Genomic DNA, 26,075 nt, shown 5'->3' on the forward strand with positions numbered 1-26,075 from the left:
CCCGCTCACCAGCACGTAGACGATGGCCGCGAACAGCGTCTCATCAGGCGTGTCCTGCGTTCCACCGCCCTGCGGCCGCACCTTCGACGGCGGGATCAGCGGCTTCGTGATCTCCCACAGCCCGTCCGGAACAATCCAACTCCACGTATCCCGCCCCATGACCAGCCCGACGAGCGAACCCCACATAGGACACGCTCTTAGTCGGTGAAGCCTTCGAGTTCAGCCATGCGGCGGAACACTTCGATGGTGTCGACGCGTTCCAAGGCGGGGTCGAGTTCGTAGTAGACGGCCAGGACGTTCTGAGCGATGCGCGTGTGCTCGTCGAGCTGGGCGAACCGCCCGAGGTTGATGTCGCGCATGGCCTCCTCGGGTGTCATTCCCCTCTCGTGGCGTGCCCGCGCTTCCTCCAGCACCCACACCAGGTAATCGCGCACCTGGTGGATGCCCGAGGCGGCGACGACCGGCCCGTGGCCCGGAACGATCAGTTCGGGTTCGAGCGCGAGCATGCGGTCGCAGGCGGTGATCCAGTGGGAGACCGAGCCGACCCAGCTGATCGGGGTCCCCCCGATGAACAGCAGGTCCCCTGCGTACAGCACACGTTCGGACGGCACGAACACCACGCTGTCACCCTCGGTATGGGCCGGCCCGAGGCGATACAGCCGTACCTCGGTGCCGCCGACGTCCAGGGTCAGTTCGTGGTCGAAGGTGCGGGTGGCGGGGGTGGGCGTGATGTCGGAGAAGTCGAACCGTTCGAAGATCCGTCGAAACCAACGGCCGACCTGACCCGGCTGGGCGAGCGCCCCCCGGATGAGGTCCGGACCGTTCGTCTCCATCTCCTCGAAGGTGGCCTGCGAAGCAATGATCTCGGCGTCGACGAGGAGTTCGTTGCCGAACCAGTGGTCGCCGTTCGCGTGGGTGTTGACGACCGTCCGGATCGGCTGCTCGTCGGTGACCGGTCGCAGCCCATCGAGCATCTCGCGCGTCATGGCCAGGTCGAACAGCGTGTCCACCAGTAGCGATTCTCCGGCCCCGGTGACGAGACCGGCATTGCTCCAGCCCGATGTGCCGTCGGGGACGAGCCAGGCGTGGCAGTGCTCGGCGAGGCGGTGCAGGCCGCGGGTGTAAGGGACGTCAGGTGACGATGCCATCGGTTGTGCTCTTTCCCTTCGGGCAGTCGGCGAGGCCGGCTGCGGTGGGGCTTCGGGTGACGTGAGGTTGGCTGCCGAGGGTGCGGATCTCGCTCCGCGTGCTCAACTCCGCCGTGTGGACCTTGCCGACGCTGGTGCGTGGCAGGCTGCCGACGAGGACGACGAAGCTGGGGACCTTGAACGCGCTGAGCCGTTCGGCGCACCAGCCGAGCAGGTCGCTCGTCGTCAGCCCGTGACCGGAACGCACGACGGCGACCAGCACGATCGCCTCGTCCCGGATCGGGTCAGCGACACCGATGGCGGCGCACTCGGCGGCAGCGGGATGCTCTCCCGCGACGCGTTCGATCTCGCCGGCGGAGACGTTCTCGCCGGACCGCTTGATCATCTCCTTGGCGCGGTCGACGAAGTACAGGAAGCCGTCGCTGTCGCGACGTGCGAGGTCGCCGGTCCGCAGACCCTGGTCGGTGAAGGTCTCCTCGGTGGCCTGGAGGTCGTGCCAGTATCCCGCGGCGAGGGTTTCACCCGGCCGTCCGGCGATGCGCATCTCGCCGGTGCCGGGGCTGTCGACGACGGTGCCGGTCCTGTCGACGAGGTCGACGGTGACGCCCGGAAGGGGGCGGCCGATGCTGTCCCACCGGCGGTTCTCGTCGACCGGGTTCATGGTCGGCGGCAGCACGGTTTCGGTCATGCCGTACAGCTGCACCAGGCGGATGCCGAAGCGGCGCTCGAATGTGGCGGCGTCGGTCGCGGTGAGGTTCTGGGCGAACAACACCGCCCGCAGCCGGTTGTGCCCGTCGAGGGGCTGGGCCGAGCCGGCCAGGATCATCCGCACGAGCGCGGCGAACAGACTGGCGAGCGTCGCGCCCGTCGTTCGTGCCTGTCGCGCCCAACCGCCGGCCGAGAACCGCGGCGGGAGCGCGAGCGACGCACCGCGCACCAGCGCCGACATGGTGCAGTAGTACTGGGCGTTCGCGTGGAACAGCGGCAGCACGACCAGACACCGGTCCGCCGCGGTGACGGCCAACTGCTCGGCGACGGCGTTGCCCACGGCGACACAGTTCGTGTCGGTGACCACGACCCCCTTGGCGCGGCTTGTGGTGCCCGACGTGCAGAGGATGGCGGCAACCCGTCCCGGCTCCTCCCCGGTGTCGTCCCTTGGAGTCGTCCGCGTACCGCTGCGCATTTCGGCGACCTCGGCCGCGCCGCGGATCGAGACGACCGGGATCGCGTCGTCGAGGATGTGGCGGAGTTCGTCCGCGAAGGACTGCGGATTCGTCGGCACGAGGACGGTGCCGGAGAGCGCGGTGGCGAACCAGATATCGAAGAACTCGGGGCAGTTCGGCAACTGCGCATGGATGCGATCGCCGGGTTGCGCGCCGAGGCGACGCAGGCTCGCCGCTACGCCGGGACTGCGGGCGAACTGCTCGGCGTACGTGATCGTGTCGCCCTCCGGCAGGATGGTGAAAATTCTGTCCGGGTCGGCGGCGTTGCGACGCAGCAGCCCGGCGAAGGTGTCAGCCATGGTCGACGTGGAAAGGCGGCGCGCCGTGAAAGCCGGCCACTCCCGTGCCCTCGCGACGGACCCGCTTGGACCCCACGACATTGCGGAGTACACCGACGCCGGACACTTCGAGTTCGACGACGTCGCCCGGCTGTATCCATCGGTCGAGTTCGAGACCGCAGCCCCCACCGACCGTGCCGACCGCCAAGAATTCTCCGGGATGGACCTCCTCGTCGAGCGAGGCCCAGGCGAGTACGTCAGCGAAGGAGAACTGCCGCTCCCTTGACGTGCCCGAAGCCCACACCTCGCCGTCGACCCGGGCGCTCATCGCGATCGACCACTCGTCGACCTCGTCCATCGTCAGCACGCACGGGCCCATCGCGGTGCAGAAGTCCTTGCCCTTGGAGGGGCCGATGTTCAGGCTCATCTCGAAGGCTTGGATGTCGCGGGCGCTGACGTCGTTGAAGATCGTGATGCCCGCGATGCGCCGCTGGGCCTCGCGCTGGGTGAGGTCACGCCCGCCGCCGGAGGTGAAGAAGCCGATTTCCAGTTCGAAGTCGAGTTGGTCGGTGTACGAGGGCCACAGCAGTTCCTCGTCCGGGCCGATGATCGTCTCGACGTTGCACTTGTAGCAGATGGGCATCGCCGCGAACGCCTCCGGCACTGCCAGCCCCGCGCCGGTGGCATGCTGGGTGTACGTCAGGTAGTCGCGGATACGGCGCGGCCGTGGCACCGGCGCGAGCAGCCGGACGTCGCCGATCGCATGGACGACCGGGGCACCGTCTTCGCCGGTGAGGGTGTCGCCTCGACCGCTCCAGGCACGCGCGACGTCGAGCGCCAGGCGTGCGTGCGCGAGACCATTGTCACCGCTGGCGAAGAACGCCACCATTTCGGTCGCCACCTCGGGTGCCCGCTGCACGGCCGTCCGCCCCGATCGAAGTCGCTGCTCGCCTTGCAGCACCGGCCCCGGCTCGACCACCGTCTCGCCGTCGAGGACCCCGAATCGCGGTCCGCCCGCACCCGTCCGAAACGTCACCAGTCGCATACCTTCTCCGATCCACCGATGGTCGAGGCTCAGAATTGCCGAGAGTGGCAGCCACCCGGGACGCGGTCCGCGGCGCCGGGGCTCAGCTGTCGGCGAGGTGCTGCCGATGGCCGGATGGCCGGATGGCCGGATGGCGGGCTGATGGGCACGCGCCCGCCCCGCCACCGCCACCGGTCGAGTCGAGTCGCGCGGAGCCGTGCCGCGGACGCGATGCCTGGCGCGGCACGGGACGTGCTCGAAGGCCAGGTCATCCGTGCGGCTACGGCAGCAATCCCCAGCGTGCGGCGTTGCCTCCGGCGATGAGTTCCCGGTCCCGGTCGGCCAGCCCGGCAGCGTCCAGACGCGACACCGGATCGGTGACACCCATGTCGAAGGGGTAGTCGGAACCGATCAGCACGCGTTCGGCGCCGAAGACATCCACCAGGCCGCGCAGCGCATCGGGCGAGTAGACCAGCGCATCCACGGCGATCCGACGCATGTACGCGCTCGGCGGGAGCAGGCACCCACGGGCCTCGGGGCGTTCGTGCCAGGCGTGGTCGGATCGGCCGAGGTAGGTCGGCAGGTATCCGCCACCGTGGGAGGCCAGCAACCTGAGCCGGGGGTGTCGATCGAGGACGCCGGAGAAGATCAGGTGGCTCAGCGCGATGGTGTGCTCCAACGGCTGGCCGACGACATTCTCCAGGTACCACCGGTCCAACCGCCCGTCCACGGTGCACCCCATCGGATGCAGGAACACCACGGCGTCCAGTTCTTCCGCCCGGGCCCACAATCCGTCCAGCCCGGGATCGGACAGATCGACGATCCTGCCGTCCGGGGCCGGTGCCCACGACGAGATCTCGATCCCCTGCAGCCCGCACTCCAGCACCGCGTGTTCCAGAGCCGCCGCTGCGAGCTGCGGATGCTGGAGGGGCACGGTGCCCAGCCCGGCCAGCCGCCGCGGCGCGGCCTGGCACAGCGCGGCGATGCCCTCGTGGGTGGCGGTCCAGATCTCACGGGCGAGCCCGGGGGCAGCCCAGTAGTAGTACTGCGTCGGGCTGGGCGACACCAGCTGCACGTCGACCGATGCCGCGTCCATGGCGGCGAGCCGCGTGCCCAGGTCAGTGAGCCGTTCCTTCGTCGCGGCCAGCACCCGCTCCGTGACCGCGAGCGACTCGGCGCCGAGCCGGCGGGCGGTCTCCCGCTGCTCCCGTTTCAAACCCGCGCGCCCGGCCACCAGTGACTCGACACCGGGCACCAGCGCGTGCGCATGCACGTCGGTCGTCGGCGGCTTCGCAGGCATCAGTCGGTTCCCGTCGCGTCGTCGAAGACATCGCTGACCGCGTCCCATTCGGGAACGGAACCTTCACCGAACGGCAGGCGCAGGGTTTTGGTGTAGGTCCACTCCCGCAGGGTCTCCAGCGTGTGCTCGCGACCGTAACCGGAGTGCTTGGTCCCACCGAACGGGACCCCGACCCCACCTCGGTGGTAGTGGTTGACGAAGACGACGCCGGCCTCGATCCGCCGCCCGACGCGGACTCCACGCTGGTAGTCGCGTGTGTAGATCCCCGCCACGAGTCCGAACTCGGTCCCGTTCGCGACCACGATCGCTTCCTCCTCGTCGTCGAAGGTGATCATCGAGACAACAGGCCCGAAGATCTCCTCCTGGGCGATGCGCATATCGGGTGTCACGTCGACGAAGAGCGTCGGGGGCACGAAGAACCCGCCGGCCAGCTCCGGAACGTGCGGAAGCTGGGCCCGAGCCGCGACCCGGGCGCCTTCCTGTTCGCCGACGCGCAGATACTCCAGGACGCGTTGCTGTTGTGCCTGGGTGACCAGCGGGCCGACATGCGTGCGCCGGTCCGCGCCGTCGCCGACGACCAGCCCCGCGACCGCCCTGGCGACCCGGTCGGCGAGCGCATCCCGGACGTCACGGTGGACAAGTACGCGCGAGGCCGCGGTGCACGCCTCGCCTTGGTTGAAGAATCCTCCCTCGACGATGCCCCGCGCGGCCGCATCCAGATCGGCGTCGGGAAACACGATCAGCGGGTTTTTCCCGCCGAGTTCGAGGACCGTAGGGACCAGATTGTCGGCCGCGGCTTTGGCGACCGCGGTCCCGGTGGTCGGCGCTCCGGTGAAGGAGATCTTCCGGATGAGCTGATGCCTCGTCAGGGCGGCGCCGGTTTCGGCTTCACCCGGCACCACGTGCAGCACGTCGTCGGGCAGGACGGCCGAGACGATCTCGACGATCCGCATCACGGTCAGCGGGGCCTGTTCGCCTGGCTTGAGCACCATGGCGTTGCCCATCGCCAGGGCGGGCGCGGCCTTGCCCGCGGTGTGGATGGGCGGCCAGTTGAACGGGACGATGCCGGCGACCACGCCGAACGGATAGTGGCCCGTGACGTCCAGGATCGGGCCCGAATCGCGGGCATCACCGGTGACTGCGTGCAGCAACCCGCCGAAAAGATCGAACAGTCCCACGGCCGTGCGCAGGTCGAAGTTCAGAGCCTGGGAGACAGGCTTGCCCATCTCGCGTGATTCGAGTTCGGCCAACTCCTGTGCGTGCGCCTGGATCGCCTCGGCGGCCCGCCGCAACGCGGCTCCGCGTTCGGCCGGGGTGCGGCGCGCCCACGACCGCTGGCCCTCGGCCGCTGCCCGTACCGCGAGGTCGACCTCGGTGGGGCCTGCGGACTGCACCTGCGCGAGCAGGCGTCCGGTAGCGGGGTTCACCACGCCGAATCGGTGTGCGTCGTCCTTCGATGACCAGCGCGACCGAACAATTTCGGGACTTTTCGACACGAGCCCGTCCTTCCTGAGTGCATCGCGTGCACCTCCACGCTCGGTCACGCAAGCGACCCAGGGAAGACCGATCTGCCGATGCCGGGATTAGACGCGGTCTATAGCAGCTCGAAGCCGGGTTCCTCGGTGGCGACGTGTTCGGCGGCCGTACGCAGCTGTTTCCGCAACCACTGGTGCCCGCGGTCGTGGCCGTGATGTGGGTGCCACCAGAACGCCAGCTCCAACGGGTTCGTCGGGAAGGGCGGGGTGAAGACCCGCAACCCCATCGTCCGCGCAGCGTGCTCGGCCAGCGAACGGTGCACCACCGCGACCCGATCGGTGCCACGCACGAAAGCCGGCACCGCCGAGAAGGTTCCGGCGGAGACCTCCACGCGCGGGGTGAGCCCGGAGAGCCGGACCTGCCGCATGACGATCGACGTGAAGTGGTCGGCCGTCGACGATCGGTCAGCGAAGACGGCCCAGGGCAGGGCTGCCAGCGTGTCCAGGTCGAGCACGTCCCCCACCCGGGGGTTGTCCGCGCCGACGACGCACCGCCACTCGGTGCTCAGCAGTTCCAGACGCGGGGGGCCGTGCAGCGCGCCGCGCGGGGCCAGCGCCCCGTCCACGTTGCGCAGGCCCTCCATCGGCGCTTCGAGCTGGAAGTCGCGGGGCAGCTCGAAGCGGATCGAGGCGGACGGCGCCTGCTCACTGAGCAGGCGACTGGTCGCCGGGCCCATCACCTCGAGCCAGAAATCGCTGGCCAGCACCGTGAATTCGCGATGCGCCGCAAGGGGATCGAACTCGGCCTGGCTCATGAACACGCGTTTGTTCCCCGCGATCGCGTCCGAAACGAGCGGCCGCAGGTTCACTGCCAGCGGCGTCAACTCGTAGCCGTTCCCCTGGCGGACCAGCAGCGGATCACCGAAATGCCGGCGGAGCCGTGCCAGGGCCGAAGACACTGTCGGCTGGCTGAGCTCAAGCTTCTCCGCGGCTCCCGACACGCTCCGCTGCGACAGCAACGCGTCGAGATGGAGGAGCAGGTTGAGGTTGAGACTCCTCAGCTCCATCGAACCACCCTCACTCCGAAACTCTCATCACTGGCTGGGCGCTGCGAAGGCGGCCATTCTTGTAGGCCGTGCGCTGCTGGGTGACGTCGGTGGACTTGCCGAACACGGCTCCGTTCTTCGTGCCGCAGGTCAGGTAGTTGTCGTTGACCGCGGCGGGCAGCGTGCTCGGCTTCAGCGCCAGTCCAGTGGTGCCCGGATCGAGGGCCGTTGCGTACCCGTCGGCGTCGAGGGCTACCTGTGGCGGGTCTGGCCGATGTCGAAGCCGGTCGCGGCGGACATCTTCCACGTCGTCCCTTCCTTGACGAAGACCATGAAGGTGTTGGCTTTCGTGTTCTTAGGGGTGTGGGCGAGGACCGTGAACCACGGATGGCTGCCCGGGCCCGGGGCTCGCGGGAGGTAGAAGTGCGGCTGGGCGTAGCTGAACGGCGCGAGATAGGACCGCTGCTGCGTGGTCCACCAACGGTAGGTGGCGTTCTCACCCTGGAGAGGCAACGCTGAAGATGCTCGCTGCTGGAGTTTTAGGCGGAGGTGCCAGGCCATGGAGTGGAAGTGGGAGGAGTCTCCGAATCGGAGTTGTTGTTGTGGATGGCGGTCGCGTCCCAGCTGGCCAGCAGGTTGAGGGCGTCGCGTGCGGGTGTGGCGGGTTCGGCGCTGTAGGCCATGATGGTCAGTCCGGTGTCAGCGGGTAGTTCCAGGGCTTCGTACTCGAGGGTGAGTTCGCCGACGACGGGGTGGTGGAGATGTTTGACGCCGCCGCGGTGCTGGAGGGCGTTGTGGCTGGCCCAGCGGGTGCGGAACAGGTCGCTTTGGGTGGAGAGTTCTCCGACCAGGTCGGTCAGGGCCTTGTTGTGGGGGTCGCGTCCGGCTTCGGCGCGCAGGATCGCGACGGTGCCGGCGGCCATGCGTTCCCAGTCGAGGTAGAAGTCGGCGGCTGCGGGGTCCAGGAACATGAAGCGGGCTGCGTTGGGCGGCCGGCGCGGGCCCGCGAGGATCGGGCTGATGAGGGCTTTACCGAGTTGGTTGGTGGCCAGGATGTCCAGGTGGCGGTTGCGTACGTAGGCCGGGGTGGTGGACATGGAATCCAGGATGCGCTGGATGCTGGGGCGCACGTGAGGTTTGGGGGTGCGCGTGGGCGTCCTTGCGCTGGTGTTGGCGGCGCGGGCCAAATCGAACAGGTGTGCGCGTTCGGCCTCATCGAGTTGGAGGGCGCGGGAGAGGGATTCCAGGACGGCGTCGGAGACGCCGCGGGCGTTGCCGCGTTCGAGTTTGATGTAGTAGTCGGCGCTGACGCCGGCCAGTAGGGCGACCTCCTCGCGGCGCAGACCGGTCACCCGGCGGTTTCCGGCGTTGGCGGGCAGGCCGGCTTGTTCGGGGGTGACTTTGGCGCGGCGGGAGGTGAGGAAGTCGCGGAACTCGGTGCGGGCGTCCATGTCTGCAACCGTACGTCCGTTTCTGCATGCGTGGGGGGGCCTGGCAGTACCTGCAACAGCAGGAACCCCCTGGTGGGAGGCCGTAAGCAGTAGTTCGTGCCACGGTGGGGAGTGAAGGCGGCCGCCTTCTGGGAGCAAGTACACAAGTCCCCATCACCGAGCAGGAGCAGGCCATGGAGTACACGCGATTGGGAACGTCAGGGCTCAAGATCAGCCGGATCGCCCTGGGGTGTATGAGCTTCGGCGACCCCGCCAAGAGGGACCCCTGGGTGCTCGACAACAACGCGGCCGAGCCGATCTTCCGCCAAGCCGTCGAACTCGGCATCACGTTCTGGGACACCGCGAACATCTACGGCCTGGGCACCTCTGAGGAGATCGTTGGACGGGCGCTGCGCAAGTACACCCAGCGCGAGGACATCGTTCTGGCCACCAAGTTGTGGGCGCCGATGCACCAAGGTCCGGGCGGGGCGGGTCTGTCCCGCAAGGCCATCATGGAGCAGATCGATGCCTCGCTGCGGCGCCTGGACACCGACTTCGTTGATCTCTACCAGATCCACCGCTTCGACCCGCAGGCGCCGGTCGAGGAGACGATGGAGGCACTGCACGATGTGGTCAAGGCAGGCAAGGCCCGCTATATCGGTGCTTCGTCGATGTGGGCCTGGCAGTTCGCCACGATGCAGCATGCCGCGCAGGCCCACCGATGGACCCAATTCGTCTCCATGCAGGACCAGTACAGCCTGATCCATCGCGAGGAGGAACGCGAGATGTTCGGCCTGCTCGCCCACCAGGGCGTGGGAAGCATCCCGTGGAGTCCTCTGGGTGGGGGCCTGGTCACCCGGCCCTGGGGCGAACGCACCACGCAGCGCGCGGGGATGAACCGGAGAGTGGATCAGCAGGACCGGCCGATTTTCCTCGACAGCGACCGGGCCATCGTCGAGGCCGTCCAGCGCATCGCCCTGGCCCGCGGCGTGTCGATGGCCCAGGTTGCGATGGCCTGGGTGTTGAAAAACCCGGTGGTCTCCGCCCCGATCGTGGGTGCGACCAAGCCGCACCACCTCGCCGACGCCGTCGACGCGCTCGACATCAAGCTCACGGATGAGGAGATCGAGTCGCTCGAAGATCCCTACGTCACGCGCGAGCCCACGTTCTTCTAACCCCGTCCTCGCTATTGATCGCACAGCACGTGTGATCCATATGCGGTAGAACCCGAGCAGCCATAGTTCGTTTCCCGGAGGCTCTCGGCTCAGTCGCGGCGACGTGCTTCCCTGTCGAGAGGGTGTGGCTCAATCACGGAACGGCCTGGTTTCGGGGCCCCTATGGGGTTCGTCAAGGGAATCGGGCTGCGTTCTGGGGAGGTTCGGGGCAGCATGGCGTGATGCCTGGCTTGTTGTGGGATGACGTAGTGAGCTTCTTCGACCCGGATTTGGTGGGGTCGCTGCCGGACGTGGTTGTTCCTGATGCCTCGGTTGAGGACTGGCAGGCGGTTTTGGACCTCGTCAGCGTGAGCGGCTGGACGTTTCAGTATTCCGAAGATGAGAGGGTGCTGCCAGTGCCTCGGGCGGAGGCAGTTCTGTCTCGCCCGGCTGACGCCGAGTGCCCGGAGCCGAGGGTCTGGCCGGCTGCCGATGTGATGGCGATTTTCCGGTTCTGGGCGGTGGAGGAGATCGACTTCGATGTTGATCTGCGGGAGCTCCAGGGCCAGGAGCGGCTGGATGTGTTCTGCGGCTTCTTGCGGGTGGTCGGGCGGCGGCTGGGCAAGCCGGTGCTGATGGATGCCGAGGGCGGCGACCACAGTCATCCGGTGCTCGGGTTCGATGTTGAGGCCGATCAGGGGGTGCTGTTGGCGGAGCCTCTGGTCACGTGACCGCCGCTGCTGGCCGTGGTTCGTAGAAAGTGCCGTCGCGGAGCATCGCGAAGAGGACGTCGGCCCGGCGTCTGGCGAGGCAGAGGATGGCTTGGGTGTGGTGTTTGCCCTGGGCGATTTCCTTGTCGTAGTAGGTCCTGGATGCAGGGTCGGCCAGGGCGGCAAACGCGGACAGGAAGAAGGCCCCTCTGAGTTGCTTGTTGCCCCGGCGGGACGGTTGCTCACCACGGATCGAGGACCCCGAACTGCGGGTCGCCGGGGCGAGGCCGGCGTAGGCGGCGAGGTGGGCGGCGGAGGGGAAGTTACTGCGCCGCCGACCTCGATGAGGATGCGGGCTCCGGTCCTGACACCGATGCCGGGCATCGAGGTCAGGACCTGGGAAAGAGGGTGGGTCTCCAGAAGTTCCTCGATCCTGGCGGCCAGGATTTTGCGCTGGTCGAGCACGGCGGTCGGCGAGGTGGCGAGGCTGGGGACGATCAGTGCGGCGGCGTCGGTGCCAGGGACGATGACGGTCTGCTCGTCGAGTGCGGTGAAGATGTCGTCGACCAGGCGCTCGGCCATCCTCGGCGCCTTCGGGCGTATGAGGTTGACCAGCCGTCGGCGTCCGGCCTTGCGGATCTGGGCCGGGGATCCGAACCGTTCCAGCAGTGTGGGGACGGCCGGGTGCTGGATGCGCGGGCCGATCACCCGCTTCAGGTGAGGGTGGATCTGGGTGAGCAGGCCGCGGAGTCGGTTTCCGACACGGGTCACCTCGCCCGCGAGGTCGTTGTCGAATCCCACGATCATCTCCAGCTCGGCGACTGTCTCGTCGTCGAGTTCGATCGCCCGCAGGGTGTGGGTCATCGCGCGGGCGGCGTCCGCGATGATGTACGCGTCGCGGGCGTCGGTCTTGGCCTCGCCCGGGTAGAGGTCGGCGATCCGGCTCATCGTGAGACCGGGCAGATGGGCGACCCGGCAGCCCCTGTCTCTCGCCACGGCGAGCGGCAGGGCGCCGATCGACGCGGGCCGGTCGACCACGACGAGCACGGTCCCGTGCTTGGCCTGGAGCTTGGTGAACACCTCGCGCAGTTTCGGTTCGCTGTTGGGCAGGCGCTTGTCGAACGCCTTCTTGCCGGCCGGGGTGACGGCGGTGGCGTGGTGTTCGCCCTTGCCGACGTCCAGACCGAGGTAGACGTCGATGTCACCGGTGTCGATCACGTGCGTCCTTCAGTCGTGCCCACCCGGCCGTCCGTCGGCACCGATCGCCACATCCACATTACGAAGAGCCTCCCTGCTCCCGGAGGAGCCGGTGGTCATGCCCCTAATCAGCGGTCTGTCAGTGCCTCCGGGACCGGTGACACCACCCCCGGGCCATACGTTCCAATGCCGTTGCTTCTGTGGCCGCTGGGCAGGTGAAGCGATGTGTTGATATCCCGTCTGGAGCGCCTGGGCCTGGGGGTCCTGACCCGGTCGTGTCCGCCTGATCTGGTGGACCGGGTGGTGGGTGAGGCTGGGCGCTTTGAGAAGCGCCGACGTCTGTTCTCCGCCCGGTTCACGGTGTACTTCGTGCTGGCGATGTACGTGTTCCCGCAGGCCGACCACCTGGAGGTCCTGCGCCTGGTGAAGACCGGTGACCATGGGCTGCGGTCCTGGTCCGGGGTGAACAGGTCCTCGCTGACCAGGGCCCGGCAGCGGCTTGGCCGGCCGGTGCTGCGGGAGCTGTTCCGGGCCGTGGCCCGGCCGTTCGGCACGGATGGCGAGCTGTTCCGGGGCGAGGGCATCGACACTCCAAGGGACCTGGGAGTCGGCCATGAACTGGGCCTGCTCCTCGGGCACATCGTCCGCGAAGGAGGTCGCGAACTTCTCCCGGTCCAGGAACAGGTTCCCGTCGTCGGGAGGAAGGATGGGAGGCACCGGTGCGCCCGGCGCCGGGTTCGCCGTCAGGGTTCCCACGGACTCACCCGTGTCGGGGGCGAACGCCGCGATGTAGACGAGCGCGGCGACCCGCTCGTCGGTTCCGGTCTCGGTGATGACGGCGCCGCCGTAGGAATGGCCGACGAGAATCACCGGTCCGTCGAGTTGGTCGAGTACCCGCTTGGTGGCTGCAGCGTCGGCGTCGAGTGACTCGGTCGAGTTCTGTACGACGGCGACGCGGTAGCCCTCGGCGGTCAGGAGACCATGCACCGCCCCCCAGCCCGAACCGTCGACTCCGTCGGATCCCCACCAGCCAAGGGTCGCGTCGGCGGCCCACCTGGTCTCGGTGTGTCCGTCGCGGAAGGTGCGCTCGGCGGCGGTCCAGTCCCCGGGGCGCTCGGGGTCCGTCCAGGTCAAGGAGTGGGCGGCATGGACGGGGGTGCAGACGTCCTTGCCGTAGGCCCAGGTGCCGTGGCTCGGTTTGAAGGCCATGACGAACGGCAGTCCTGTCGCGTCGAGTTGTCTGCGGAAGCCGTCCTGGTCGCCGTAGGCGCAGTCGGCGGCCACGGCGCGGAAGGCCACCCCGGCAGCCTTCGCGGTGCGGGCCAGTTCTGCGGCGATCTGCAGCTTCGTGCGGAAGCCGGGATCGCTCTTGCCCTTGGGGAAGTGATGGGCGGGGCTGTAGGGCACGGCGTACAGCGGGTAGTAGAGGTTCTCGTCGGCCCAGCAGGTGGTCGCGGTGACGATGCCGTTGTCGGTCCTGCCCAGCCGGCCCAGCCACTGGCGGCCGATGTGCGCGGTCGCCTTGCCGTCCTCGCGGTCGCCCGAGTCGTCGATCACCAGCACCCCGCCTGGGTGCGGGGCGGTCGCGGGATCGGTCAGCAGCAGCTCCAGCCGACGGGCGTTGACCTGCTCGTAGTCCCAGGCCGACTCGGACAGGAAGAACTGCAGCCGCTGTACCGAGGCGTGCTGAGCCCCGACGACGGGTTCGGCGCCGGCCAGGCAGGTCAGGGTCCTGTTCCGGTCCCGCGGCAGCAGCAGCCCCGCGAGGTACTCGCAAAACCCTCGGCGCTGCGCCAACGTCGAGAGCAGGTCATCGAAGCCCGCGGCGTAGGCTTCCAGCGAGCCCGGAGCGGGCGGACACGGCAGACGGCGAGCCATCACAAGCCCCCAGGCGACGAGGCGACGTTCCTCTGCTATCGGCCCACTACGGCCCTGACCCGCCGTCAACAAACCACCACTAGCTAGTGCTCTGACCGCATAGGTTCACCGGGTTGGTGGTTGTGGCGGTTGGATGTGCGGTGACGTCTGATCCGCCTGCTGGAGGTGCGGTGGCCGAGCCTGTCCGTCTGCGCAGACTGACCGCGTTCAAGATGGCGCCCCTGTAACACCACTTCGAGCTCAAGGGCTGGTCCGAAGTCCTTGTCGTGGTCCGTTCCTGGATCATCCAAGGGGCCTGCGTCGTCGGCATCGGTCTGTTCTACGCCCGCTGAGCCATTGTGATCGGAAGCCCCCGGGTGTCGGCGTCGGGGCCGAACGGTTCACTTCCCTGCGCTTGCCTTTGAGCCGCGCAGGGAGCGGAACGCCGCGCGGAGTTCGTCCGTGAAGAGGTCCGGTACCTCCCAGGCCGCGAAGTGGCCGCCGTTGCCGACCCGGTGGTAGTAGAACAGCTTGTGGTAGGCGCGCGACGCCCAACTCCGCGGCGCCTGGTAGATCTCGCCGGGAAACACCGTGATGGCGGCAGGGAGGGACACCGACACGGCGTTGAAGTTGTTGGCGTTGTTCTCCCAGTACAGGCGCGAGGAGGAGACCGCGGTGTTCGTGACCCAGTAGAGCGTGATGTCGTCGAGCATCTCGTCCTTGGTCAGCACGCGCTCGGGATGGCCGCCGCTGTAGGTCCAGGCGGCGAACTTGTCGTACATCCAGGCGGCCAGTCCCACCGGAGAATCCGTCAGCCCGTATCCCTCGGTCTGGGGACGGGTGACCATCATGGCCGAGTAGCCGGACCCCGTCTTGTAGAAGGTGGCCAGTTTCTCGTACGCGGCCTTCTCGTCCGGGCTCAGGCCGGCCGGTACCGGGTCGCCGCAGGCTAGTTTCTCGGCGATGTCCGGCGGGACGGTGGCCGGGAAGTTCACGTGGATGCCGAGCAGCCCCGGGGGCCGCTGTACGGCCATCTTGTCCGATATCACGGCGCCCCAGTCGCCGCCCTGGGACACGTAGTGCTTGTATCCCAGTCGCTCCATCAGCACGGCCCAGGCGCGCGCGATGCGGTCGGGGTTCCACCCGGTGGTGGTCGGCCGTTCCGAGAAGCCGTAGCCGGGCATCGACGGTATGACGAGGTGAAAGGCGTCCTCGGCGCGTCCCCCGTGGGCCGTCGGGTTGCTGAGCGGCTCGATGACCTTCAGGAATTCCAGGATGGAGCCGGGCCAGCCGTGGGTCAGGATGACGGGGAGCGCGTTCGGATGACGGGAGCGGACGTGGATGAAATGTATGTCAAGTCCGTCTATCTCCGTCATGTACTGCGGCAACGAGTTGAGTTTCTCCTCGACGTTCCGCCAGTTGTAGGTCGTCACCCAGTAGTGGGCGAGTTCCTTCATCGTGGCCAACCGGACACCCTGGGACTGATCGCGAACCGTTTCCCGGTCGGGCCACCGTGCAGCGATGACACGCCGACGCAATTCGGTGAGATCCCGCTCTGGAATGTTCACGCGGAAGGGACGGATGCTCTGCCGCTCACCCATGGTGGCCGGCTTTCCGATGTGTTTCTTGCCGGTGTATGGCCAGCCTTGCAGACCCAGGTACCCTGTCGCTGCCGCGGTGACGGCGGCGGCCGATGTGGAGATGAACGTTCGGCGAGAGTGTGCACGGAGGAATTCGGGCATGGCGGGTCTCCTTGGTGCATCCCATCGGTTCCGGAGGCGCCGAGTACGCGAAAGGGCTGCTTCCTCGACGACCGGTCTGCTCGTCGGTCTGAACGAGGATCGATGCCCGCGGGATCTCAGCTCTGGAGTCGCGTGGCCCGGGGGCACTCACACGACACGATTGTTACGTTAAGTAACGGTACCTACCTCGGAGTAAGCATGCAACTCGGGAGTGTGGGTTGCCCACGGGTGGCGGGAGGGCGATGCGTGGCCATGAATCGGCCCTGGTGTGCCACCCAGGGCGGATGAGATCGCCACCGCTCCTGCTGGCACCCGGCGGTAGTCCGCGCCCCGGACGTTGATGTGGGCATGGGGCGGGAGATCTGACAGACACCGAGTGGGAACTGCTGCGTCCGTTCCTGCCGGTCAGCAACGGGCCCTGCCGCCAGTACCTGCGACGACGCGGCATCCGGCACACCATCCCGGAGAAGGCCGACAGGCAGGCGGCCCGCCTGCGCGAAAGCTCACGCGGCGGACGGCCACCTGGCTTTGACGAAGAGCGGTACAAGAAACGCAACACCGCCGAACGGGCGATCAACCGCTTGAAGCAGCACCGGGCGGTCGCCACTCGCTACGACAAGCGAGGCCATGTCTTCCTCGGCACCGCGACAGCGGCAGCCCTCGTCATCTGGCTACGAACGCGACGCCCGGATAAGTCCTAGTCGCCGCCAGGCCGCTGACCAGGAGAAAAGCAGAGGTACTGCTGGAGTACTAGCCTTGAAGAAGAGAGTCCTCCGCCTTCGCTGACGGAAGTGTTGATCATGGACATCAACGGTTCGGTAGCCCTTGTCACGGGAGCCAACCGTGGCATCGGAATGGCGTTCACGGAGGCCCTGCTCGCGCACGGCGCGGCCAAGGTCTACGCCGGCGTCCGGGACTCGAAGGCCGCCTTGGCCTCCGGGCTCACTCCGCTGCGACTGGACGTCACCGACGAGGAGCAGGTCGCCGCAGCCGCACGTGCCGCCGATGATGTCAACATTGTCATCAACAACGCCGGGGTCACCGGTGGCCCCTCGCTGCTAAAGGGGTCATTCGACGGTGCCAGACGCGAGATGGAGGTCAACTACTTCGGCACCTGGTCTGTCTCGCGTGCGTTCGCGCCCGTGTTGGCCGCCCATGGCGGTGGAGCACTGGTGAACATGCTATCCGTGGCGTCGTGGGTGGCGAATCGGCAGTTTCCGAGCTACGCGGCCTCCAAGTCCGCTCAATGGTCGCTGACGAACGCCTTCCGGCTGGCACTGCAGGAGCAGGGCACGCTGGTGGTCGGCGTGCATGCCGGCTATGTCGACACCGACTTGTCGGCGGACGTCGACTCCCCGAAAACCCTCGCCGGCGACGTGGCCGAGGCGACGATGACGGGGCTGCTCAACGATGAACCCGAAGTGCTGGTTGACGAGGTCACCCGCCAGGTACGCGCCGCGCTCTCGGGGGGACTGGACAAGCTGTACGCCAATCGGTGAGTGCCTGGGGCCGGGGCCACTGTGGTCCCGGGCGTCGAGCAGGCCGGGGATACGCATGCGTTCAACCGTGGATGCAGCCCGTCCGTGTGCGTTTTTGTTAGGCAGGTAGAGCCCGCGGTCGACCAGGGCATGGCCACGGTCTCTCTATCCACCCGGCCGCGCCGGCGTATTGGCGCTGCGTCCCGCAAAGGTGGTGCCCCTTCCAGTGCTGGAGTACTTAGGCAGCAAGTTTGGTCTTGTCGTCGTTCTTTGCGTAGTGGTTCGTATCCGCCTTGTACCAGTAGGTGGAGGCGTTGCCGTGGACGTCGGTGACGAGGTCGAGGTTCCAGCGCCATGCCTGTGTCCTGGCACGGCCGGAGAAGCCTGTTCCGGAGGAATAGCCGGGATCGCCCGCGTCGTCGCCGAAGACGGGGACGATCCAGACCGAGTTGGTGCGCTCGGTGCCGACACCGGGAAGTTTGTTCAGGCCGAAGGCGTAGGTGGGTGTCATCACCGGTGATGACGGGGACGGTGCCGATGAAGTCCCGCCGGCCGTCCTGCTCCGACGCTGTCGGTGACCAGCCCGTGGGCGTTTCCCAGCGGGGCTGCCGGGAGGAGCGGGACAGGTCGCGGATGGTCTTGATGCGGCTCATCCGTGCCTGCGCGCCGACGTCCTTCGTGAAGACCAGGGCGACGGGCGGGAAGCCGCCGCGGCCGGATTCGTCCCACAGCGTCAACCACAAAGGGACGTCACGGCCCCGGTCGTTCTTCACCTGGCGTCGGGCGAACCGGCAGTAGCGCTCGATCTTCGCGGCGACGACCGCGGCCGGTTCGGTGTGGTTGTCGACCTCCACGAACAGCACCGGCACCCGGTCTTCCGGCGCGGTCGGGACGGCGTCCGCGCGCAGGCCACCCTTCGCCGGTGTTGTGAACGTGCCCGTGACCGGCAGCGCGACCTCGGTCTCCCAGCCTCGCAAGTACCCAAGCCCTCGCGGGCGTAGCGGCAGGACCCGCTGGGGCGGGGCGGGTCGTGCGGCGAGCGACCGGTTTCGTGGGCAGTGGCGGGGACTGGCGGAACCCGTCGATGGTGTCTGTCACCGCCAGGGCGTGCGGGGCGCCGACCTTCGCCGCGTCCCTCGCGGTGCCGCCCATCTCCCTCACCGGCCGCCCCAGCAGCGGCAGATCCACAACCGTTTCGGGTCAACGGTGCTGGGACCGAGAGAGTTGGACTGGTTGACCATCAGCATCCTCAGCTGAGTTCCACAGGACGACTCCACCCCCAACGCCTCCCACAGTTGGGGGCGTGTAACACCTGTCCCCAAAATCCAAGAAGACCGTGCTTGCACCAAGGCTTTTCCGGCTATGCCAATTACCATCCCCAGCGTCGAGTGGTGGGGCGAGCGGCCCAGTGGTAGTGGCTCGTCGAACGAGCATACGGAGCGTGACGAGTGTGGCAGCGAGGTAGAAGGAGAAGTCCACTGCCTCGCCGTTCCTCTCGGTGCAGCGCCGTAGCCTGCCGTAGTCGTTCATCCATGAGTGCGTACGCTCCACGACCCAGCGCTCGGCGGCCTGGACCGGGGCGGGCACGCCCTTGCGGGCGATCTCGGCGGTGAAGCCCAACTTGGCCATCAGCACACGGGACTTGGTGCTGACGTATCCGCCGGACGCTTGACCAGAGCGAAGGGGCGGCGAAGCGAATACCGGGGATTCAGTTCGTCGCGAGAAACCATTGATCGCTCAATTTCCTTACTCTAAGGTCGCGTTAATCGAATGGCCGTCCCCGGTCGCGAGTGCACCACCAGGAGCCCAGCCGCCCCCGGGCGGCGCGGAACAAGGGAGACCCGTCATGGTCAAGCACTACGTCAAGTACGCCTTCAGCACGCTCACTGCGGCGATGTTCGCCAGCATGGTCTGACGTTCGGCCCCGGCCTGGACCGGGAAGACAACCCGGTCCAGGCGTCAGGAGACCCCTTGTTCGGTACCGCTCTCAGTCAACTCCGCTACGGCATGGCGATTTTGCGCAACCGCCGCATCCATCCGCAGGACCTGGAGCGCATAGCTCGCGACCTCATCGCGACCCTGGCCGAGTTCGGCGAGCCCGGGGCGGACTCGGCTCTGCTCCCCGGTCAGGCGGGAGCCGTCGACCCCGCCGTACGACGGACCGTCACGGAGCGCAGCCTGCGGGCCACGGCACGGGCTGCCGCCCAGCACACGGCCCACTACCGGCAGACCTTCGACGCCCTGGGACTCGACCCGAGCAGTCTCACCCCGGAGACCTGGGACCGCGTACCGGTCACGCCCAAGGAGACCCTGCGCGGTCTGCCGGCCGCCTTCGTGTCCGCCGCCTCCACCCCCGCGCTGATGGCGCTCACCACGGGGACCAGCGGCACCCCCACCACTGTCTGGTACTCCAGGGCCGAGGTGGAGATCGCGGTTGCCATGAGTACCGTCTCGGCCGTGCTCGGCATGGGCCTGCGGCCCCACCACACAATGGCGTACGCGGGCTGCTCCCGGGCGACCCTGCCGCTGCTCAACGTGGAGGAGTCGGTGACCCGGATCGGTGCCTCGTTCGTCCAGATCGGCACCGTGGACCCGGCCGTGGCGCTGGACCGGCTGGCCACCCCGCTCGGCCTGCGGGGCAAAGCCCCGCAGATCACCCATCTGACGGTCTCCGCGTCCTACCTCTCCGCCCTCGTCGAAGAAGCGGAGAGAAACGACTGGCAGGCAAAGGACTTCGGCCTGGAGTCCATCGGCGTCGGCGGTGAAGTGCTCTCCGATCCGCTGAGGGAGCGGGCCGCAGTCGCCCTGGGCGCACGGATCTCCACGGCGTACATGATGACCGAAGCCCTCCCCTCGGGCGGCACACCGTGCACCGAGGGACATCTGCACCACACCACCGAGTTCGGGCACATGGAGATACTCGATCCCGTGACACACGAGCCGACGCCGCCCGGTGCCGTCGGCATCATCGTGCAGACGCCGTACGTCCCCTACCGGGACTGCACCCTGCTGCTGCGCTACGCGACCGGCGACCTGGTCCGGCGTCCCGAGGCCGAGCCCACGTGCGAGCTGACCCATCTACCCGCGACTTCGCCCATACTCGGCCGCTGGTCGGGTCCGCGGAGTGTCGCGGTACCCACCCGGTCGGTGCTGAACCTGCTGGAGTCCGAGCCGGACATACCGCTGCCGGCGCGTTACGCCCTGGCCGACCGGCCCGGGGGCCCTGTCCTCCATGTCCTGGTCCGCCGAACGCCCGCCGCCGCCCTGCTCGGCAGGCTGCAGGAGCGGGCCACAACGGCGGGCCTCGCGCTGGACGGCATCGTGCTCCACGACGATCCGGCCACCCTGCCGCCGACCGGCCCGGTCCGCGCCGATCTGCGCGAGCACACCTTCGAGTCGGTTCGTCCCGCCGCCGTACGCGTCGGGAGGCCGGCATGAGTACTGCCCTCGCCCTCGTCGGCCTCAACTGCGCCGTCGCCGCGATCACGGCGGCAGGTGCCGTCTACTTCGCGCGGGTCCGGATGCCCCGCCCTCCGGTCGGCACGTACGAACTGCCCGACGTCGCCGTGATGGGCGTCGTCGTGGCGGCGGCTCCCCTGGTCTATCTGGCAGCGCCCCGGACCGCGGTGGCCGTCGTCTTCGGCCTGGTCCTCTGCGCGGCGCTCCAGTTCACCCTCGCGCCGCTGATCGGCGGGGGGCGGGCCTGGTCGGCCGCAGGGGCGCTGGTGGCCACCACCGCCGGATGCGCGTTCGCGGACTTGCCGGTCGCCGTGACCGCTCTGACCGACGTGCTGCTCGCCATCGCCGTGGTGGGAGTAGCCAACATGTGGGCACAGAGCGGGATGCGCTCCGTCCACGCGGCGTGGTTCGCGGGCATGCTCTGCTGCTACGACCTGGTGGCGACCGGACTCACCTCCGTCATGGACCGGTTCGCCGCCCAGGTCATGGGACTGCCGTTCGCCCCGCTGCTGGCAGTCACCCAGGGCAGACCACCGGTGGCGCTCGGGCTGGGCGACCTGCTGCTCCTCGCGCTCTTCCCGCTGGTGGCGCTCAAGGCCTTCGGACGGGCCGCCGCACTTCTCGCAGCTGGAGTCGGACTGGCGGTTTCCGCGAGCGTCAGTCTGCTGTTCGGCTTGGGAGTGCTGACGGGCGCCTTCCCGCTCCTGACGGCACTGGGACCGCTGATCGTGTTGCAGCACGTGCTGTGGTCACGGTCCAGGTCCGGCGAGCGGACCACCGCCGAGTGGCGCGCCGGAACACCGCGCGCGGTGGCGGCCGACACCCCCACGGCCCCCGACCCGGCGCTGCTCCTGGCCTTGGAACCGACCGGCGTGGAGGCGCTGCGGGCGGAGCTGTCCCAGAGCGACTGGCTCGCGGTCGTCGACGGCCGGGCGGTGGGCAGCGGGAAGTCGCCTGGTCAGGCACGCAGGGACGCCCGGCTCCGCGGCTGTGAATCGGTGCCTGTGGTACGCCAGAACTGGTCCGGGCTCGCGGACGGGGCGACGACCGGCAAGGCCGATGCCGGCCAACTCCCGTGAAAGCCCCTCGACCTGGAACGTGCTTATGCTCGCCTGTTCCTTGTCACCAGACCTAAGTTCGCCGACGCAGCGACGGCCGTCGCGGAGGCTTTCGAGGCCGACCAGAACCGCGGGGCGAGCCCGCTGAGTCGCCGCGCGGTACTGCGGGGATGGGCCGCAGCCGCCGTGCAGGCCGACGAGGTGCACGTGTCCGACTTCCTGAGTGCATGCCTCTCCACCCGGAAGCCGCACCAACAGGTCGCGGTCTGCAACGCGGTTCTCACCGAGGCGCTGATCGGTCAGCCGGAGCGCTTCACGCGCACGCCGTTGGCCGAACCAGTGTGGGGCGCGGACGAGAACGTCACCGTCTCTCCCCTCACCGCTCAAGTCGTCATCCGGTGCAAGGAAGCCCTGGGGGTCCTACCTTGCCCGCACAAGGATCCGGACGGGGCCAAGACACCCTCATGGCTGATGCGCAGGGCACTTCAGGATGCCGGCCTGCCAGACACGGTGCTGCGCGATCTGCTTCCGGTCGTACCGGAGGAGGCAGCCGAACGCTACTGGCTGACCTCGGACGCGTGCTGTGTGTTCCTGGTGGATGCGGCGGCCGGTGGTCACCCTCAGGCAGAGCACATGCTGCACACGTTTCTCACCGACCCGGACGCCCGCCAGCGTGTCACAGCGCTGCCCAGCGGAAAGGACAGCGTCACCCGGATCGGAGGAGACCTGCAGCACAAGGTCACCAGGCACCCGCACCTTATCGACGACCTGCTCCTCTACGCGGACAGCACTAACCGGCCCGACCTCGTGCAGCAGGCCGTCACGAAGGTTCAGAAGGCGGACCGGTCGACAGCTCAGGCATGGTTCACGTCGGCTCAGTGGTCGCGCCTGGTCGACTACCGCACGCGCTTGGTGGCGCATGCCCTGCCGCACATCCGATGCCAGGGCTACATGTTGTGGAGCGCGCTTCTCGATGTTGGGGTCGATGTCCATCCTCAAGCCACCGAGATCACGGACGCCCTTGGGGCCGCGGCCGCGCAGGACCTGCGAGAGGCCCTGCTCGGGCCGGCCGAGGACACGGTTCGTACACGGCGATGGGGCCCGGAATCGGTACCCCTGGTGCATCAAGCACTCCAGCCAATCATCGACGAGGGTGCTCGTCGGCGCACGACGGGAACAATCAAGGGGAAGGCCGTCGCCCAGGAGGCGACGGCCAGGCGGGTGATGGCCCAGACGTACGCGAACCTCGGGGACCTAGAGGACGCCTACGACGTGGCCGAAGCCCTCCTCTCCCTGGCAACGGACTCCGAGTACGACGTCGCCGATGAGGCCCGGCGAGGGTTCTTGAGCAGGATCACGGAACCCTACGGCTTCCTCGTCGGCAGGATGACGGATCACAACGCCTCCTGGGCAGCGGAGCTACTGGTCATGGCCGCGGAAGCACTGCAGGAGATTCAGCGGGACGGAGCCAAATGGAAGCGGGAGATAGCCCGAACCTGGACCGGTACGGTCCTCCGGCTCACCGAAGGGCTGAAGGAGGCCGAACGGCAGGCCCTCGCCCGCACGTTGATGACGGAGCCGACCCTGGCCACTTCAGTGCTGGTGGAGACGGTGGACAAGGCGGAGACCACGCCTGCGCGGGTGCGCAGCCTCCTTGACGATCCTGCGGTTCCCGGTGAGGTCCGGACAGGACTGCACGGCACCTTGCTGCTGCACTCACGGCAGGGGTACGCCCATTCGGGGTGGCCCGAACTTCTGCGGTACCGCGTACGGTGATTCGGATCGGACGATCCAGTGGGGCCATGCCGCCCTACTGCCCTTCCTGAGGAGGGCAGCGACGGCCGGAGAGCAGCAGCGGCCCGTTCGTCGTCCGCATCACTGAGATGCCGCTGGTTACTGGGGTCGAGTGGCGATGATGGCTTCGGTGCGTACGAGTTCGTCGAAGGTGCCGGCGGGGTTGGATTCGGTGAGGGCCTGGAGGAGGCCGCGCTCGAAGGCGTCCTTGTTCTCGCCGAGCTGGGCGGAGCCAGCCGCGTTCGTGGGCCTCGGTCAGGCGCTCGCGGAGGTTGACGACGATCTCGTCGAGCCGGCGCTTCTGGGCCGGGTCGGGTTGCAGGAGCGGGCACCGCAGGCAGGCGTGCTCGTGCGCGCAAGGAGTTCCCTAGCTGCGGCCGCAGGTGCCGAGTTCGGCCTTGCGCTTGGCGAAGTGCTGGAGTCCCGGAGAATTCCCACCGCCCGCAGCCACTCTTTCGGCTCGATGCAGAGCGTGGGGATGCGGTGTGAGCTGGTCCGTGTGCATCGATGGTCCGCCCCGAACGATCGGCAACGTGCCCTGCTCGAACGCCTCGCGGCCGGAGAACAACCCCAAACCTGGGCGCCGGGTGAACGGCCCTCGGCCTATGCTCTGCGCGACCGTGGCCTCCTGAAGGTCAGCCGCGATGGCGGTGACGTGCATACGGAGGTCACCGAGGCCGGCCGGTTCTACCTTCACCATGGCCGTCATCCCGACGACCCGGCGTTTTACGGACGGAGTCGTCCAGCCGTCGTCCGCCGGCACTCCGGAGCCGACGGGCGGCGGCCAGTCCCAGGCCGTCATGATGGCGTGTCATCACCGGACTGGCCCCTCGCTTCCGTCAGCCGGAGGGGACGGTTTTCTACGGGTGGATGATGACGGGCAGTTCGCTGTGGCCGTTGGAGATGAAGCTCGGCCTGGGGCGCAGTTGGTCCGGGGGTACGGCGAGAACGAGACGGGGGAAGCGCTCGAAGAGGGCGCGCAGGGCGAGTTCGGCTTCGAGGCGGCCGAGGGCGGCTCCGAGGCAGAGGTGCATTCCGTGGCCGAAGGAGAAGTGACTCTTGTCGCTCCGTGTGGTGTCGAAGTCGTCGGCGGTGGGGCCGTGCAGGTCCGGATGCCGGTTGGCGGCGGCGTAGGAGGGCAGGATGGCCTCGCCCCGCCGGATGGTCACGCCGTGTTCGGGGAGGGGAATGTCCTCCACGGCGAAGCGCATCGGCAGATGCGCGAGCGGGGCTTCGAGGCGGAGTGATTCCTCGACCACGTCCTTCCAGTCCGCGCGTCCGGCACGGACATGGGCGAGTTGCCCGGGGTCGGTGAGGAGTGCGGTGATGGCCTGGTCCAGGAGGTTGACGGTGGTTTCGAAACCGGCGTTGATCACCAGCAGCAGGGTGTCGCTGAGTTCGGCCTCCGTCAGGGGCTTTCCGTCGCCTTCCGTGTCCCTGGCGGCGATGAGCGCCGAGGTGAGGTCGTGTCCGGGCTCGGCGCGCTTGGTGGCGATGAGGTCGGCGAGGAGCGCGTACAGATCCCGCACCGCGGCGGTCGTTTCCTCGGGGCTGTAGCTGGTGGAGAAGATCACGTCGACGGTGCGGCGGAACCGGGGCCGGACGGATTCGGGGAGCCCGGCGAGATGGCTGATGACCCCGATGGGCAGCGGGTAGGCGAAATTCTCCCGCAGGTCGACCGGCTCACCGGGCGGGGTGGTGGAGAGCTCGTCCAGCAGCTCCTCGACGAGCTGCTCGATGACCGGTGCCAGCGCGTTGATCCTGCGGGCGGTGAAGGCCGGGCCGATGGTTCGCCGCAGCCGTCGGTGCTCCTCGCCGTAGGCGGTGAACATGTTCTCCACCGCCACCCAGAGTGCGAGTGGCCAGACCCCGACGATCTCTTCGGGGAAGGCGGGCCAGTGCTGTCGGGCGTCCTTGGAGACCCGGGGGTCCAGGAGGAGCCGTCGCACCAGTGCCGGGGCGGTGACCGACCACGCCTCCACACCGAGGACATCGACTCGCGTCAGGGGGCCGCGCGCGCGGAGTACGGCGTCCTCGCCATGGCGATCGCCCCCTTGGGGGTCGAGCACGAACACGGGTCCTCGGTCCACGAGATCTCCTCGGAGCAAGGGGCGGATGGACGACGGTGACGACTGTACGGCCGGGAAGCAGTGTCGGACGGGTGTGTTGCCGATGCTTTTCCGCCGAGGCGCGGGGGAGCTTCGGGCCTGTGGATCTCGGGCGGTTTCGAACCGGGTCCGTGGAATCCGTCCCGTGTCCGCCGCCCGTCATGTTCAGTACGGGAGAATCCGGCCGCTGTCCATGGGGCCTCATCTCTCCGGCGCCGGGCGGACGAGTGCTTCCCGGGTGGTGGTGCGGCACATCCGCCGGTCCGTTGGTCCGAACGCACGAGATGGTGGGAGGCCCTGTGACGCTCATGCCGCAGGGTCCTGCTGAAACGCGACGTCACGCCAGTGCGGATGGGGATGAACGAGGTCTGTGCCTTGTCAGTGGCCGCGGTTAGGCTGGTGTTCTTGAGGTCGGTCCGAGACCCCGGTTGGGATGCCGCGACCAAGGGGGGTGGCCCTGGAGCGGTCCCCGGGTGTGAGCCCCGGGACTCGGAATAGGCGAGGCCCCACCCCCCTCACTCAGCTGGCTCCACAGGTGAGAAGTGAGACCAGTGGGAAGTGTCCCGTCTCAGATGATCCGGTTCGAAGTCGAGG

Annotated in this window: 17 protein-coding genes and 9 pseudogenes; 9 read left to right on the forward strand and 17 right to left on the reverse strand. The window is 68.2% G+C overall.

Annotation, left to right across the window (positions count from 1 at the left end; genetic code table 11):
- From ACIOMQ_RS27975 to ACIOMQ_RS28020, 10 genes and pseudogenes are all read right to left on the reverse strand, one after another.
- Positions 1–159, reverse strand: a pseudogene (locus ACIOMQ_RS27975) (IS5/IS1182 family transposase); the annotation flags it as partial.
- Positions 160–197: 38 nt separating this feature from the next.
- Positions 198–1,148 (reverse strand): MBL fold metallo-hydrolase, encoded by a 951-nt coding sequence (locus tag ACIOMQ_RS27980; protein WP_362210049.1) that lies wholly within the window; start codon positions 1,146–1,148, stop codon positions 198–200.
- Positions 1,132–2,670 carry a class I adenylate-forming enzyme family protein gene (locus ACIOMQ_RS27985; RefSeq protein ID WP_402190858.1) on the reverse strand — a complete coding sequence of 513 codons (1,539 nt, stop codon included), beginning with the start codon at positions 2,668–2,670 and terminating at the stop codon, positions 1,132–1,134. Before ACIOMQ_RS27985 ends, ACIOMQ_RS27980 begins: the two co-directional genes overlap by 17 nt.
- Complete coding sequence (locus ACIOMQ_RS27990; protein WP_402190861.1) at positions 2,663–3,694, reverse strand: fumarylacetoacetate hydrolase family protein; 1,032 nt, start codon at positions 3,692–3,694, stop codon at positions 2,663–2,665. The genes ACIOMQ_RS27985 and ACIOMQ_RS27990 overlap by 8 nt, the downstream gene beginning before the upstream one ends.
- 259 nt (positions 3,695–3,953) lie before the next feature.
- Complete coding sequence (locus ACIOMQ_RS27995) at positions 3,954–4,973, reverse strand: amidohydrolase family protein (protein ID WP_401266834.1); 1,020 nt, start codon at positions 4,971–4,973, stop codon at positions 3,954–3,956.
- The gene (locus ACIOMQ_RS28000; RefSeq protein ID WP_401266837.1) at positions 4,973–6,469 is read right to left on the reverse strand and encodes an aldehyde dehydrogenase family protein; all 1,497 of its coding nucleotides are present in this window, start codon (positions 6,467–6,469) and stop codon (positions 4,973–4,975) included. Before ACIOMQ_RS28000 ends, ACIOMQ_RS27995 begins: the two co-directional genes overlap by 1 nt.
- 98 nt (positions 6,470–6,567) lie before the next feature.
- The gene (locus ACIOMQ_RS28005; protein ID WP_362210063.1) at positions 6,568–7,515 is read right to left on the reverse strand and encodes a LysR family transcriptional regulator; all 948 of its coding nucleotides are present in this window, start codon (positions 7,513–7,515) and stop codon (positions 6,568–6,570) included.
- A gap of 10 nt (positions 7,516–7,525) precedes the next feature.
- Complete coding sequence (locus ACIOMQ_RS28010) at positions 7,526–7,801, reverse strand: hypothetical protein (RefSeq protein ID WP_401266839.1); 276 nt, start codon at positions 7,799–7,801, stop codon at positions 7,526–7,528.
- Complete coding sequence (locus ACIOMQ_RS28015; RefSeq protein WP_401266842.1) at positions 7,747–8,007, reverse strand: hypothetical protein; 261 nt, start codon at positions 8,005–8,007, stop codon at positions 7,747–7,749. Before ACIOMQ_RS28015 ends, ACIOMQ_RS28010 begins: the two co-directional genes overlap by 55 nt.
- Positions 8,008–8,033: 26 nt before the next feature.
- Positions 8,034–8,945 (reverse strand): helix-turn-helix transcriptional regulator, encoded by a 912-nt coding sequence (locus ACIOMQ_RS28020; RefSeq protein ID WP_402190864.1) that lies wholly within the window; start codon positions 8,943–8,945, stop codon positions 8,034–8,036.
- A 173-nt stretch (positions 8,946–9,118) separates the two neighbouring features.
- Between ACIOMQ_RS28020 and ACIOMQ_RS28025 the strand changes: the two genes are divergently transcribed.
- Positions 9,119–10,099, forward strand: coding sequence for an aldo/keto reductase (locus ACIOMQ_RS28025; protein WP_402190867.1), 981 nt, complete (start codon positions 9,119–9,121; stop codon positions 10,097–10,099).
- A gap of 221 nt (positions 10,100–10,320) precedes the next feature.
- Complete coding sequence (locus ACIOMQ_RS28030) at positions 10,321–10,809, forward strand: hypothetical protein (protein WP_401266850.1); 489 nt, start codon at positions 10,321–10,323, stop codon at positions 10,807–10,809.
- On the opposite strand, the pseudogene ACIOMQ_RS28035 reads toward ACIOMQ_RS28030, so the two are convergent.
- Positions 10,802–12,006 (reverse strand): annotated as a pseudogene (locus ACIOMQ_RS28035) (IS110 family transposase). The gene ACIOMQ_RS28030 and the pseudogene ACIOMQ_RS28035 sit on opposite strands and share 8 nt — an antisense overlap.
- 282 nt (positions 12,007–12,288) lie before the next feature.
- Between ACIOMQ_RS28035 and ACIOMQ_RS28040 the strand changes: the two are divergent.
- Positions 12,289–12,456, forward strand: a pseudogene (locus tag ACIOMQ_RS28040) (transposase domain-containing protein); the annotation flags it as partial.
- Positions 12,457–12,585: 129 nt separating this feature from the next.
- Here ACIOMQ_RS28040 and ACIOMQ_RS28045 read toward each other — a convergent pair.
- Positions 12,586–13,863, reverse strand: a pseudogene (locus tag ACIOMQ_RS28045) (alpha/beta fold hydrolase); the annotation flags it as partial.
- Positions 13,864–14,069: 206 nt separating this feature from the next.
- On the opposite strand from ACIOMQ_RS28045, the pseudogene ACIOMQ_RS28050 reads away from it, so the two are divergent.
- Positions 14,070–14,195: pseudogene (locus ACIOMQ_RS28050) on the forward strand (phospho-N-acetylmuramoyl-pentapeptide-transferase); the annotation flags it as partial.
- 48 nt (positions 14,196–14,243) lie between these two features.
- On the opposite strand, the gene ACIOMQ_RS28055 reads toward ACIOMQ_RS28050, so the two are convergent.
- On the reverse strand, positions 14,244–15,443 hold the full coding sequence (locus tag ACIOMQ_RS28055; RefSeq protein ID WP_402191037.1) for an epoxide hydrolase family protein: 1,200 nt from the start codon (positions 15,441–15,443) through the stop codon (positions 14,244–14,246).
- A gap of 563 nt (positions 15,444–16,006) precedes the next feature.
- Here ACIOMQ_RS28055 and ACIOMQ_RS28060 point away from each other — a divergent pair.
- Both ACIOMQ_RS28060 and ACIOMQ_RS28065 read left to right on the forward strand, forming a co-directional pair.
- A pseudogene (locus ACIOMQ_RS28060) lies at positions 16,007–16,285 on the forward strand (IS5/IS1182 family transposase); the annotation flags it as partial.
- Positions 16,286–16,384: 99 nt separating this feature from the next.
- Positions 16,385–17,083, forward strand: coding sequence for an SDR family oxidoreductase (locus ACIOMQ_RS28065; RefSeq protein ID WP_402190871.1), 699 nt, complete (start codon positions 16,385–16,387; stop codon positions 17,081–17,083).
- 223 nt (positions 17,084–17,306) lie between these two features.
- Here ACIOMQ_RS28065 and ACIOMQ_RS28070 read toward each other — a convergent pair.
- The 3 pseudogenes from ACIOMQ_RS28070 to ACIOMQ_RS28080 all read right to left on the reverse strand — a co-directional run.
- A pseudogene (locus ACIOMQ_RS28070) lies at positions 17,307–17,586 on the reverse strand (hypothetical protein); the annotation flags it as partial.
- A gap of 246 nt (positions 17,587–17,832) precedes the next feature.
- Positions 17,833–18,039, reverse strand: a pseudogene (locus tag ACIOMQ_RS28075) (replication-relaxation family protein); the annotation flags it as partial.
- A gap of 392 nt (positions 18,040–18,431) precedes the next feature.
- Positions 18,432–18,667, reverse strand: a pseudogene (locus tag ACIOMQ_RS28080) (IS5/IS1182 family transposase); the annotation flags it as partial.
- A 366-nt stretch (positions 18,668–19,033) separates the two neighbouring features.
- Between ACIOMQ_RS28080 and ACIOMQ_RS28085 the strand changes: the two are divergent.
- The 3 genes from ACIOMQ_RS28085 (at position 19,034) to ACIOMQ_RS28095 (ending at position 23,355) form a co-directional block, all read left to right on the forward strand.
- Positions 19,034–20,500 carry a phenylacetate--CoA ligase family protein gene (locus ACIOMQ_RS28085; protein ID WP_402190873.1) on the forward strand — a complete coding sequence of 489 codons (1,467 nt, stop codon included), beginning with the start codon at positions 19,034–19,036 and terminating at the stop codon, positions 20,498–20,500.
- The gene (locus ACIOMQ_RS28090) at positions 20,497–21,600 is read left to right on the forward strand and encodes a hypothetical protein (RefSeq protein ID WP_401942939.1); all 1,104 of its coding nucleotides are present in this window, start codon (positions 20,497–20,499) and stop codon (positions 21,598–21,600) included. Before ACIOMQ_RS28085 ends, ACIOMQ_RS28090 begins: the two co-directional genes overlap by 4 nt.
- Before the next feature lie 186 nt (positions 21,601–21,786).
- The gene (locus ACIOMQ_RS28095) at positions 21,787–23,355 is read left to right on the forward strand and encodes a hypothetical protein (RefSeq protein ID WP_402190876.1); all 1,569 of its coding nucleotides are present in this window, start codon (positions 21,787–21,789) and stop codon (positions 23,353–23,355) included.
- A gap of 878 nt (positions 23,356–24,233) precedes the next feature.
- Here the strand turns inward: ACIOMQ_RS28095 and ACIOMQ_RS28100 are convergent.
- Entirely contained in the window at positions 24,234–25,463 is a 1,230-nt protein-coding gene (locus ACIOMQ_RS28100; protein ID WP_402190878.1) for a cytochrome P450, read from the reverse strand.
- Positions 25,464–26,075: the final 612 nt, after the last annotated feature.

Origin of the sequence: Streptomyces sp. NPDC087845 (genome assembly GCF_044742755.1) — a bacterium.
Taxonomy (GTDB): Bacteria; Actinomycetota; Actinomycetes; order Streptomycetales; family Streptomycetaceae; genus Streptomyces.